This window comes from Corynebacterium sp. MSK039 (genome assembly GCF_030232315.1).
GTDB lineage: Bacteria > Actinomycetota > Actinomycetes > Mycobacteriales > Mycobacteriaceae > Corynebacterium.
Map to the genome: position 1 here is coordinate 19,920 of NZ_JASPJL010000010.1, position 12,214 is coordinate 32,133.

Below are 12,214 nucleotides of genomic sequence, written 5' to 3' on the forward strand. Positions count from 1 at the left end.
TCAGCAGAGTTCCCAACTTTCCAACCGCTGACCTGCGCGTATAGTGCGCGGTGAGCGAAATGAATACATGCCTACTCTACCCGTGAATGCTCTTCACCGCACGGCGTGGTGGCGGGTACCACTGGTTCGCAATCCAGCATTGCGTGCCAGTCCCGGCGCCCGTTCCACCACCATCGTCGCTTCCCCCTAGTCACACGCCCCACCGTCCAGTAATATTGCTGCTATGAGTATCAATCAGAAGCTTGAAGAAGCGCTCAATAATCAAGTCATCGCCGAGCACCAGGCTGCACTGGTCTACACCCAGCTGGCGTACGAACTGGACCGCCTCTCTCTGACCGGCATGAGCGCGTGGATGTTCGCGCAGGCCGACGAGGAGCGGGAGCACGCCCAGCGCTTCGCCGATCACCTCATCGACCGCGATTCCCGCGTCAATCTGAAGACTATCGAGCTCCCGGAGATCAAGATCGAGAGCGCCCTGGAGGCTTTCGAGCTCTCCCTGGCCCACGAGAAGAAGGTCTCCGCGATGATCCGCGACCTCGTTCGGGTCGCCGAGGAGGTCAAGGACATCGATTCCCGACCGCTGCTGGATTCCTTCCTGAGCGAGCAGGTCGAGGAGGAGGCCACCGTTGGCGAGATCATCGACCGCCTGAAGATGGTCGGCGCCGACGGCAGCGGCCTGCTGCGGCTCGACGCCCAGCTCGGCGGCCGCGAGTAAAACACGCCTCGCCCCTCCCCTCGCCACGGTTGCGTGGCATCAGCAGGGCGCTGACCTAACAGCCCCAAGCCAAAGGGTGGTGTCGGATCATTCCGACACCACCCTTCAACTATTCAGCGCGAGCGCTCCTTAGAGCATGCAGGACACGCAGCCCTCGACCTCGGTACCGCTCAGCGCAGTCTGGCGCAGGCGGACGTAGTAGATCGTCTTGATCCCCTTGCGCCAAGCGTAGATCTGGGCACGGTTGATGTCGCGGGTCGTGGCGGTGTCCTTGAAGAACAGCGTCAGCGACAGGCCCTGGTCCACATACTTGGTCGCCACCGCGTAGGTGTCGATGATCTTCTCGTAGCCGACCTCGTAGGCGTCCTCGAAGTACTCCAGGTTCTCGTTATTCATGTGCGGCGCTGCGTAGTAGACGCGGCCGATCTTGCCCTCCTTGCGGATCTCGATCTTCGAGGCGATCGGGTGGATCGAGGAGGTGGAGTTGTTGATGTACGAGATCGAGCCGGTCGGCGGAACCGCCTGCAGGTTGCGGTTGTAGATGCCGTGCTTCGCCACGGAGGCCTTGAGCTCCGCCCAGTCCTCGGCGGTCGGCACCTCGATGCTGGATGCGGCAAAGATCTCCTTGACCTTCTCCGTCTTCGGAGCAAACTCAGCCGGGTCGTAACGGTCGAAGAAGGCACCGGATGCGTACTCGGAGTTTTCGAAGTCGTGGAATGCCGTGCCGCGCTCGATCGCGATCTTGTTGGAGGCCTTCAGGCACTCGTACATCACGGCAGCAAAGTAGGCGTTGGTGAAGTCCAGTGCCTCCTCAGAGCCGTAGTGGATGTGCTCGCGACCCAGGTAGCCGTGCAGGTTCATCTGCCCCAGCCCGATGGCGTGCGAGTGATCGTTGCCCTGGCGGATGGACGGCACGGAGTCGATGTCCGTCTGATCCGAGACAGCGGTGAGCGCCCGGATTGCGGTCTCGATGGTCTTCGAGAAGTCCGCGGAGTCCATCGCCATGGCAATGTTCATGGAGCCCAGGTTGCAGGAGATGTCATCGCCGATGGTCTCGTAGGTGAGGTCCTCGTTGAAGACGGACGGCGTGGAGACCTGCAGGATCTCGGAGCACAGGTTCGAGTGGGTAATGCGGCCGGCAATCGGGTTGGCACGGTTCACGGTGTCCTCGTACATGATGTACGGGTAGCCGGACTCGAACTGGATCTCCGCGAGGGTCTGGAAGAAGTCACGGGCGTTGATCTTCTTCTTGCGGATGCGTGGGTCCTCAACCATCTCGTCGTAGTGCTCGGTGACGGAGATGTCGGCGAAAGGCTTGCCGTAGACGCGCTCGACGTCGTACGGGGAGAACAGGTACATGTCCGCGTTCTTGCGGGCCAATTCGAAGGTGACGTCCGGGATCACCACGCCGAGGGAGAGCGTCTTAATGCGGATCTTCTCGTCCGCGTTCTCGCGCTTGGTGTCCAGGAAATTCAGGATGTCCGGGTGGTGGGCGTTGAGGTACACCGCGCCGGCCCCCTGGCGGGCACCCAGCTGGTTGGCGTAGGAGAAGGCGTCCTCCAGCAGCTTCATGACCGGGATGATGCCGGAAGACTGGTTCTCGATGTGCTTAATCGGCGCGCCTGCTTCACGGATGTTGCTCAGCAGCAGTGCCACGCCACCGCCGCGCTTGGAGAGCTGCAGGGCGGAGTTGATGGAGCGGCCGATGGACTCCATGTTGTCCTCGATGCGCAGGAGGAAGCAGCTCACCGGCTCACCACGCTGTGCCTTACCGATGTTGAGGAAGGTTGGGGTCGCCGGCTGGAAACGGCCGTCGATAATCTCGTCCACCAGGGACTTCGCCATCTCCTCGTCGCCATCCGCGAGGCCGAGGGCCACCATGCAGACGCGGTCCTCGAAGCGTTCGAGGTAGCGCTTACCGTCGAAGGTCTTCAGGGTGTAGGAGGTGTAGTACTTGTACGCCCCGAGGAAGGACTGGAAGCGGAACTTCTTGGCGTAAGCCTGCTTGAACAGCGCCTTGATGAAGGGGAAATCGTACTTGTCGAGGATTTCCTTGTCGTAGTACTTGTTCTCAACCAGGTACTCGAGCTTTTCCGCCAGGTTGTGGAAGAAAACGGTGTTCTGGTTTACGTGCTGCAGGAAGAACTGGTTCGCGGCCTGGTGGTCCGCGTCGAACTGAATCTGCCCGTTTTCGTCGTACAGGTTCAGCATTGCGTTGAGCGCGTGGTAGTCCAGCTTCTCGGACTCCTTGACTGGCTCTGCGACAGTCTTGCCAAAGTTCTCGGCCATCATTGTCCTCTCTTGATGTTCTTCTTTATTACGACGCCAGTAGCTGGCGGTAGTGCGTTGTTTTTAGTTTTAATGTGGCGTTCGGGGCCGTTATTCCCAGGTGCCTTCGGCGATCATGGCCTGCTTGAATTCTGCGAGGCCCTCCTTGATCCGTTCCACGTCGTGCTCCGTGCCCATCATTTCGAAGCGATAGAGATAGGGCACCTGGCACTTGGCTGAGATGACGTCCCCGGCGAGGCAGAAATCTGGACCAAAATTGATATTGCCAGCGGCGATGACCCCTCGCAGATAATCCCGGTTTTGCTTCTCGTTGAGGAAGTGGATGACCTGTTTGGGGACGGGTCGGGAGTTCTCCCCCACCATACCCACCCCACCGCCGTAGGTGGGCACGATGAGTATGTGGGGTTCATCGACCACCAACGGTTCCTCGTAGCGGTAGATCGGGATGCGTTTATTCGGCAGCCCGAGCTTTTGCACGAAGCGGTGCGTGTTGTTGGTCGTTGATGAGAAGTACGTGATGAGCATGTGAACTCTAAGATCCTTCTTTCTGAATGCCTTGAGCCGCATCCCCGTGATGCTCGGCCTCGATGTTTTCGAGGGCGGCTGCTGGCGTCCACGTCAGGAAACGTGGCACGACCAGGAGCATCACGATGGTCCCGATGATGACTAAGCCACCGCCTGCTGCGGTGACGGTGCCGGCCGGGTAGTGGGAGCCCGCCCAGCCGTGGAGGCCGTCCGCGATGCGGGGGCCGCCGGCGACGACCACGAAGAACACGCTCTGCACTCGGCCGCGTACCTCATCGGTCGCGGCTTCCTGCAGCATCGTGGAGCGCAGCACCGCGGAGAACATGTCCGCAGCACCACCCGCCGCGAAGGCCAGCAGGGCCACCGCCGCCCACAATCCCACTGTGCCATTCGCTGCAGACACGGCCAGGCCCATGACGAGGATCGCCACGCCCCAGAGCCCAACGAAGCAGGTCACGCCCAGTCCGCGGCGTTCGATTTTCGTCACCACGCCGGAGAACAGTCCACCGAGGACTGCGCCCACGGGCAGGGCCGCGAACAGCAGCGCGTACATGATCCCGCCACTGGCCTGTTCCCCGAAGTCTTCGGCGGACATCTGCGGGATAAGTGCCCGCGGTGAGCCGAAAACCATCGCGATGAGGTCGATGGCGAAAGTCATGAGGATGATCGGCTGTGTGAGCAGGAACCGGAAGCCGTCGATCACGGAGGCGATCCCCGCCTTCGCGGGCTGTCCGTCATCGGTAGTCCGCGGCGGCAACGCGGGCAGTCGGTGCACGGCGTAGAGCGTGGCGAACAGCGCCATAAAATCCAGGAAGTACAACCAGCTGAACCCGAGGATCGGAATCAACATGCCGCCCAGCACCGGACCGACGATCGCTCCGGTCTGCTGGACTGTCATGTTAAGGCTGGTCGCCGCGGCGATCTGTTGCCTGCCCACGAGGGTGGCAATGATGGCAACCCTGGTGGGCTGGTTGACGGCAAAGAAGCCCTGCTGCACCGCGAATAGGGCAAGCAAGGGCCACACGGAGGCGCCACCGGTCGCCGCGAAGACCCAGAATCCTGCCGCCGAAAGAATCATGCCGGTGGTGGTGATGTGGAGCAGGGTTCGGCGGTCCATGTTGTCTGCGAGGGAACCGCCGTAGAGTCCGAAGACCACCAGCGGGACGAAGCCGCAGAGGCTGGCGAGTCCGACGTAGGCGGAACTGCCGGTCAGCGCGTAGATGTGGGCAGGAACAGCGATGATGTTGAGCTGTGCGCCGATAACGGTGACGATGTTTGCCTGCCATAGGCGGCGAAATTCGGGAACCTTCAAGGGCGTGGTGTCTACGAGCAGTTGACGCACGACGACCGTGACCTTTCTTGGTTTCCAGTGGCTTCCCCGCGTGGGTGCAGTGCTGACGCAGGGGCGCAGTGGACCCTTCCCACCTGGGCTGTTGCATTGGGCCCGCTCCCGCGTGAGGCGAAATCAGGCATAAGTAAAGACAGCGCAAAGTTTCTAACGCTGGCGGTTGAGGTGCCGCTCCTAGCGTGGGAGGCGGCGCGGGCATCCAGCCCGCAGAATTGTGTCCCGGCCTCGCACTTCAGGCTGGGCGCGGGGCTAGAAAGTTTGAGTGAGCTGCAGCAGGATGTCCGGTGACGACGCCTCAGGCTGCTGCGACACTCGGCGACTTAGGCAGCCGCGGTGCTCAGCGCCTTGATGCGGTCTGGGCGGAAGCCGGACCAGTGGTCCTCGCCGGAGACGACGACCGGAGCCTGGAGGTGGCCGAGTGCCAGGACGTACTCGCGGGCCTCATCGTCGAGGCTGATATCGACCATCTCGTATTCCAGCCCAGCCTTGTCGAGAGCCCTCTGGGTTGCGGTGCACTGGACGCAAGCTGGCTTGGTGTAAACGGTGATCATATCCGCGCAAATCTCCTGTATCGCGCCGCCCCTGTGGGCGGAGTCTGTGGCGTGTTGACTGCCTTGAGATTACACACCTGTCACCACTCGCACAACCCGTATTGCCACAATATTTTGGGCCACATAGGTGCGCAAGACACTAGATATTGTGGTTGTCGGTGTTAAAAGCGCAGGTGGTGATTTGAGCTCGCCACTACATGTTGAGCCCCGGAATACAAGATTGTAATTCCACACTCAGTATCCCCCTCTACTCCCCCGATGCACCGCCAACCGATCCCACACAAGGCAACGCAAAAAGCCGGCCACATCCCACATGGAATGCAACCGGCTTCGCGCCGCGCTCGCGGTGGAAACTATCCCCTAAGGATTAGCCCTGACGAGCCTTGAAACGCGGGTCCTTCTTGTTGATGACGTAGACCTTGCCGTGACGACGCACAACCTGAGCGCCCGGCTTGTTCTTCAGCGACCGAAGGGACTTACGGACCTTCATCGGGCGCTCCTTTCTTTATAGACTTCTCAAAAGCTCGACACTTTCGCATCACTGCGAGCGCTGCGTGAAGCAGCACGTTCACACGTTCTTCACGCGCGGCAACGTGCCAAGCTGAAACACAACGACTGATTGTAGCGTCTGAACAGCCAGAAGCAAAAACGATTGACTAGCATGGACGCCCATGAACACCACCGCGCTGCAACGCCACATCATCGCCGAGCTCCACGCCAAGCCACATATCGACCCCGAGGCCGAGGTTACCGCACGTGTGAACTTCCTCGTGGATTATGCGCTCAGCACCGGAGCCAAGGGCTTCACTCTGGGCATTTCCGGCGGGCAAGACTCCACCCTCGCCGGCCGACTGTGCCAGCTCGCCGTCGAGGAACTCCGCCGCCGTGGCGCTTCAGCCGAGTTCTACGCGGTACGTCTGCCTTACGGCACCCAAGCCGATGAGGAGGACGCCCAGATCGCCCTGCGCTTCATCCAGCCGTCACAGTCCGTCACCATCAATATTCAGGACGCCACCCTGGCCATCGCAAGCGCTGTCTCGGAAAGCCTCGCGGGCGAGCCGGTGAGCGACTTCAACAAGGGCAACGTCAAGGCCCGGCAGCGCATGATCGCCCAGTACACCCTGGCCAGCGAGACCGGCACCCTCGTGGTCGGCTCCGATCACGCGGCCGAGGCGATTACAGGCTTCTACACCAAGTTCGGCGATGGCGCCGCCGACCTAATGCCGCTGGTGGGGCTCAACAAGCGCCAGGGCGCTGAACTCCTGCGCCACCTGGGCGCGCCGGCGTCGACATGGGAAAAGATACCCACCGCGGACCTGGAGGAAGATCGCCCCATGCTCTCCGACGAGGAGGCGCTGGGAGTGACCTACGCGCACATCGATGGCTACCTGGAGGGCAAGGACGTCCCTGCAGAGGCGGCGGAGCGCATCGAGCACCTGTGGCGGGTCAGCCGCCACAAGCGCACCACTCCCCCAGGGCCGGCGGACACCTGGTGGCGCGACTAGCCGCGGGGCACAGCACAGCCGCCGGACTCGCAGGCTCCCAGCCCCATGGCCCTGCCGATGCGGGCCCGATTGTGCGAGAACAGCCGGTAGCCCAGCGCGTAGATCGGCGAGAGCGCACAGATCAGCAGCATCCGACCCGCCAGGCGCACACCAAAGTTCCGCCCGTGGCGCCACAATGCCTCGCCGATAGCGCGGTGGCCCAGGGCCAGCGCGCCGTCGTCGCCCAAGTACACCGCGTGCTCGGCAATGTTGGCTCGCACGTCGGCGGGCTGGGACGGGTCATCGACGGAACCCGCCACGCAGCTCAGCCCCGGGGAGAGCCGGGTGAGAGTCTGGGCGAGGCGCTCGCAGACGGCGCAATGGGCGTCGTAAAAGAAAAAGGCCATGATGCCTAGAGCCTAGGCAAGAGCGGCTAGAAGAAGAAGTGGCTGCCGATGATGACCACGAATCCCAGGTACCAGGCGATGAGCACGATCACCGGCTGGGCGACCCCGTGCCCCGTCGCTCGCCCCCGGTTGTGCGCCCTGCCGCGCACGAAACGAACCAACGTCATGAGGAATAGCGGCAGCGTCGCGATCCAGACCGCGATGCAGTAGATGCACAGGGCGCCGATCTCGAAGACGGCCTCGTAGGCGAGCCAGTGCACGAAGACCACGGCGAAGATCAGGCCCAGCAGCTCGCCTGCCCACATCCACTCGGGGAAGCGCACGCCCGCGGCCAGGGAGACGCCGAAGAAGGTCACCAGGGCGAAGCCAACTAGACCGATATAGGGGTTGGCGAAGCCGAAGGCAGAGGCCTGCGGAGAGGCCATGACGTCCGTGCACGACACGATCGCGTTGACCGTGCAGGCGGGGATGTAGCCCGGGTTGGACAGCAGCGTGACCTTGTCCTGCATGATCAGCGCGGAGAAGAACAACCCCACCGCGCCGAGCACCGCCATGAGGATGCCGAATGCTGGACTCGCCCCAATGGTTCGGGTTTTAGCAGTTACAGACTCAACACCAGCTTCAGCAGGCTCGACTGACGATCGCTTCGCCTCTGCGGAGGCAGTTGACATGGGGTCACCTTAAAGTTGAAAACGGGTACCCAGCAGTACGGTCCACCGGGTCATTGTGCGTGATTATATCCCGTTTGCAAGCCCCTCGACGAGGCCGCCGACCCCAGCCTTCCGTGGCTGAAAAGCACAGCTCTCATACCTTGCCAAAATATTCACATAAACACAGATCTTGGCATGTTTTTATACACGATTGGCAGAGTCGCGCATTGCCCAAGAATTCGTGATTGCATAGTCTCTGCAACATGTCTCAGTTCTTATACCGGGTAGGCAAAACGTCCTACCGCAAAGCATGGCCGTTCCTGGTCGCCTGGATCGTCATCCTCGGCGCACTCGGCTTCGGCGCCGCCACATACGCGAAAGACCCAAGCCCCACCTTCTCCATGCCGGACATGGACTCCACCGTCACCCAGGAGGAGATGAACGACCGCTTCGGCTCCGACGAAGATGCCATGAGTGTGCCCTCGGGCTCCGTCGTCATCCAAGCGCCGGAGGGCAAGAAACTGACCGACCGCGCCGTCATGGCAGACGTCGACGAGATGCTGGATGAGCTCAAGGCCACCGGCGAGCTGGCCGACCAGGAGTCCATCGTCAACCCTGTTCTCGCCGCCAAGGGCATGGAACAGCAGATGACGAAGGCTAAGGCCGCGCAGGGCATGCCGGAGGAGCAGATCAAATCCGACCTTGAGGCTCTCTCCCCGCTGAGTTCCGACGAAACCACCGGCACCGTCAGCATCACCTTTGACTACGACTCTGTCCTTGAGGTCCCTTCGGATGCGCGCGATGCAGTCACCGACGTCCTTGCTAAGCACGACGACACGGACCTCACCGTGAAGTACAACGGCAACGTCTTCTCCGGGGCGAACGAAATGGACGGTACCGCCGAGCTGATCGGTATCGCTGTTGCTGCGGTTGTCCTGCTGGTGACCTTCGGTTCCCTCCTAGCGGCTGGGTTGCCGATCGTCGCCGCACTGGTCGGTGTAGGCGTGGGAATCCTCGGCATCCAGCTGGCCACGCTGGTCACCGACTCGATTTCGGACATGACCCCGATGCTGGCCTCCATGATCGGCCTGGCAGTGGGCATCGACTACTCGCTCTTCATCGTCGCCCGGTTCCGCAACGAGCTGATCTCCTCCTCGGGGCTCAACGATCTCTCGCCGAAGGAGCTGGCGGAAGAACTGCGCACGATGAGCGTGGACAAGCGCGCCCACGCCATGGGCATGGCGCTGGGCACCGCGGGTGGCTCGGTTGTTTTCGCTGGCGCCACCGTGCTGATCGCACTGGCCGCTCTGTCAATCATCGGCATCCCGTTCCTGACGGCCATGGCCTTCGCGGCGGCAGCCACCGTGCTGGTCGCTGTGCTGGTCGCGCTGACCTTCCTGCCCGCACTCCTTGGCCTGCTCGGTACGCGCGCGTTCGCGATCCGCATTCCTGGCCCCAAGGTTCCCGACCCAGAAGACGAAAAGCCCACCATGGGTCTCAAGTGGGCTCGCCAGATCCGAAAGCGCCCATGGACGACCCTGGTGGCAGGAGTGGTTCTGCTGGGCATCTTGGCGATCCCCGCCACGGGGCTGCGCCTGGCAATGCCAACCGATGGCACGGCAAAGCTGGGATCCCCGCAGCGCGATGCCTACGAGATGACCGCAGAGAAGTTCGGGGATGGCCGCAACGCCCCCATGATCACGTTCGTGGATACCGCCAACGTCGATGCGAAGGACCGTCCCGCCGCTTACCAGGAGCTGCTGCAGGACTTCTCCAGCACTCAGGGCGTCGTGAACGCCCAGATCATCGCCACGACAGAGAACCAGGACGCCGCCCAGGTGCTCATCACCCCGGAGACCGGCGCAACCGATGAGGCGACCACCGAGACTCTCGAGCGCCTCCGCGAATTCAAGGGTTCCTTCGAGGAAGAAACTGGTGGAACCTTCGGCATCACCGGCATCACCCCGATCTTCGATGACATTTCTGAAAAGCTCTCGGACGTGCTCGTGCCCTATATCGCCATTGTTCTGGGCCTGGCGTTCATCGTTCTGACCCTGGTATTCCGTTCGCTCTGGGTGCCATTTATCGCGGCAATCGGCTTCGGCCTTTCCATGGCCGCCACCTTCGGCGTGACCGTGGCGATCTTCCAAGAGGGTATGTTCGGCCTGATCGACGATCCCCAGCCGTTGCTGTCCTTCCTGCCGATCATGCTCATCGGACTGACCTTTGGTCTGGCGATGGACTACCAGGTGTTCCTGGTCACTCGTATGCGCGAAGGTTATGTCTCGCGCGGCAAGGAAGCTGGCAACGCCGTGGCCAATGGATACAAGCATGGTGCGCGTGTGGTGACCGCTGCTGCGCTGATCATGATTTCTGTGTTCGCGGCATTCATGCTGATCGATGAACCCTTCATTAAGGCCATGGGCTTCGCCCTTGCGGCAGGCGTTCTGCTGGACGCCTTTGTGGTTCGCATGACGCTCATCCCGGCAACCATGTACCTACTGGGTGATCGCGCGTGGTCGATCCCAGGCTGGCTAGACAAGATCCTGCCGAACCTGGACATCGAGGGTGAGAAACTCCATCAAAAACATTCCCAGGCGCAGGTGAAGGCTACGGTATAAGCCATGGATTACCGGGAAGTAAAAAAGGCCGCGACGCGGCGGTCAATCTCCGAGGCGACGGTTCAACTGATGCTGGAGCACCCGGACAGGATGCCGACCGTCGCCCAGATTTCGGATCGAGCTGATATCTCGGTTCGCACCTTCCACAATTACTTCGCAGATACCGATGAGGCGATTTTCGAGTTCCTCCGCCAGACCTTCGACAAAATCAGTGACCAGATCAATGCGCTTCCTGAACAGTGGACAGCGGCCCAAGCGATGGAAGCGATCGCCTCTGACGCGTTGAATGACGACGGCGTGGAGCTCTACTCCGCGTCCACACTGGTTTTGTTGGGAAGCCACGCGAGCTCTCGTTCGCGCCGCCCACCCAGCGAAGAAACCGTCACGGAGATTTCTTCCTCCATGATGAAGGCCCTCAAGAACAGAATTCCTGGAGCAACGCATTTTGATGCACAGGTACTGATTGGCGCCTACTCCGCCGCCAGTGGGGTCGCTATCAGGGAATACCTGGACCGGCCGGAGCCTCGCGATCCTGAAGAGGGCCGCGAGCTCATCCGCCGGGCTTTCCAGCTGCTCCGCGACTACGAGTAACACCTCATCTTCCTGAGGGAAGTTGCTGCCACCGCATGGCCGCGCTGGCAGCAACAGATATGTGCCACTCCAAGGTTGGGGTGGCGTTTTCTTTGTGCCCATGCGACACCCAGCGTGAGTGAACCGAGGTCACGAAGCTTAAGGTTGAGCAATAAGCAGACTGTGGACATGAAGGTCACAGCTGATCGAGCCGCTCAACAACACCGCGCTGTATTTATTGGCAGCCCCGGTGCCATGCTTCGAAAGGATTGCCATGACGGATAACTCGGACCAGAACGTGGGTCAATCACCCCAACCGGAGCCGGAATCTACCCCGCACCAGGAGGGGGTTCCGACCTCCCACACCAATGGGGTGTCAGCAGCCGGGCAGCCCTCCGAGTCACACGGGCCGGAAGAAAACGCCCGCGCCAGCTACTGGCGTGCTGACCCTGCCCAATTTTCGCCGGCGCAGCCACCCCAACAGCCCCACATGGCACCACCCCAACAGCCTTCATACAGCGGCGCACCGCTGCCTCCCCAGCAGCCGGGCGCTCCGATGGCACAGCAGTACCCGGTCGGCGCTCCTTACTCCCCTGGCATGCCCGGCTCCCCCGCCTACCCTGCGCCACAGAAGCAGCCTTCGAAGTTTGAAGCGTTCGTTTTCGGTCCGGCAGGTGCACGACGGCGCCTCGGTGGACTGAAGGTATGGCGATGGAGCGCCTTCACCTTCTTTATTATCTCGCTGCTCGTTGGGCTTTTTGGCTTCGAACTACTCGACGGCGTCTTTGAATCGCCATCGGTACTTGCCGACGTGTCATTCCTCGCAGCGTGGGCAGTCATCGCCACCGGATTCTTCGGGATGTGGGCCTCGGGCATGATGATGATTCTGTGCAGCATCGGCGAACGCATTCAGCAGCAGAACACCCCCGAAACCTAAAGCTGCCTCCCCCTTGACAAGGCTGACGGGCACCTGACCCCCGCAGCACCGAGCACAGTCCAGCGAGTCAGGTCCCTCCGAAACACGAAAAACCTCCGGCCGATAAGACCGGAGGTT

At 61.5% G+C, this 12,214-nt stretch carries 12 protein-coding genes; 5 read left to right on the forward strand and 7 right to left on the reverse strand.

All coding sequences use genetic code 11. From position 1 onward, the window contains the following. Positions 1-223 precede the first annotated feature (223 nt). Positions 224-715 (forward strand): ferritin, encoded by a 492-nt coding sequence (locus QP997_RS07525; protein ID WP_041628508.1) that lies wholly within the window; start codon positions 224-226, stop codon positions 713-715. Positions 716-844: 129 nt separating this feature from the next. Here the strand turns inward: QP997_RS07525 and nrdE are convergent, their stop codons facing one another. The 5 genes from nrdE to ykgO form a co-directional block, all read right to left on the reverse strand. Continuing rightward, positions 845-3,004, reverse strand: coding sequence for a class 1b ribonucleoside-diphosphate reductase subunit alpha (nrdE, locus tag QP997_RS07530; RefSeq protein ID WP_148792547.1), 2,160 nt, complete (start codon positions 3,002-3,004; stop codon positions 845-847). A gap of 90 nt (positions 3,005-3,094) precedes the next feature. Next, a complete protein-coding gene (gene nrdI, locus QP997_RS07535; protein ID WP_284846739.1) occupies positions 3,095-3,529 on the reverse strand; it encodes a class Ib ribonucleoside-diphosphate reductase assembly flavoprotein NrdI in 435 nt (144 codons plus the stop codon). 7 nt (positions 3,530-3,536) lie between these two features. Next, entirely contained in the window at positions 3,537-4,871 is a 1,335-nt protein-coding gene (locus QP997_RS07540; protein ID WP_284846740.1) for an MFS transporter, read from the reverse strand. A 326-nt stretch (positions 4,872-5,197) separates the two neighbouring features. After that, entirely contained in the window at positions 5,198-5,428 is a 231-nt protein-coding gene (gene nrdH / locus QP997_RS07545) for a glutaredoxin-like protein NrdH (RefSeq protein ID WP_070759159.1), read from the reverse strand. 367 nt (positions 5,429-5,795) lie between these two features. Further along, positions 5,796-5,918 (reverse strand): type B 50S ribosomal protein L36, encoded by a 123-nt coding sequence (ykgO, locus tag QP997_RS07550; RefSeq protein WP_005288826.1) that lies wholly within the window; start codon positions 5,916-5,918, stop codon positions 5,796-5,798. Between the two features lie 181 nt (positions 5,919-6,099). On the opposite strand from ykgO, the gene nadE reads away from it, so the two are divergent. Further along, on the forward strand, positions 6,100-6,933 hold the full coding sequence (gene nadE, locus QP997_RS07555; protein WP_284846741.1) for an NAD(+) synthase: 834 nt from the start codon (positions 6,100-6,102) through the stop codon (positions 6,931-6,933). Here nadE and QP997_RS07560 read toward each other — a convergent pair. After that, positions 6,930-7,319 (reverse strand): DCC1-like thiol-disulfide oxidoreductase family protein, encoded by a 390-nt coding sequence (locus tag QP997_RS07560; protein WP_284846742.1) that lies wholly within the window; start codon positions 7,317-7,319, stop codon positions 6,930-6,932. The genes nadE and QP997_RS07560 overlap by 4 nt on opposite strands. A gap of 26 nt (positions 7,320-7,345) precedes the next feature. Continuing rightward, on the reverse strand, positions 7,346-7,990 hold the full coding sequence (locus QP997_RS07565) for a vitamin K epoxide reductase family protein (RefSeq protein WP_070758739.1): 645 nt from the start codon (positions 7,988-7,990) through the stop codon (positions 7,346-7,348). 242 nt (positions 7,991-8,232) lie between these two features. On the opposite strand from QP997_RS07565, the gene QP997_RS07570 reads away from it, so the two are divergent. The 3 genes from QP997_RS07570 to QP997_RS07580 all read left to right on the forward strand — a co-directional run bounded on the left by QP997_RS07570 (position 8,233) and on the right by QP997_RS07580 (position 12,097). Beyond that, positions 8,233-10,590: an MMPL family transporter gene (locus QP997_RS07570; protein ID WP_284846743.1), complete on the forward strand. Its 2,358-nt coding sequence runs from the start codon at positions 8,233-8,235 to the stop codon at positions 10,588-10,590. Between the two features lie 3 nt (positions 10,591-10,593). Beyond that, positions 10,594-11,181 (forward strand): TetR/AcrR family transcriptional regulator, encoded by a 588-nt coding sequence (locus tag QP997_RS07575; protein WP_284846744.1) that lies wholly within the window; start codon positions 10,594-10,596, stop codon positions 11,179-11,181. Between the two features lie 535 nt (positions 11,182-11,716). After that, positions 11,717-12,097, forward strand: a complete 381-nt coding sequence (locus QP997_RS07580; protein WP_070760652.1) for a hypothetical protein — start codon at positions 11,717-11,719, stop codon at positions 12,095-12,097. Positions 12,098-12,214 lie beyond the last annotated feature (117 nt).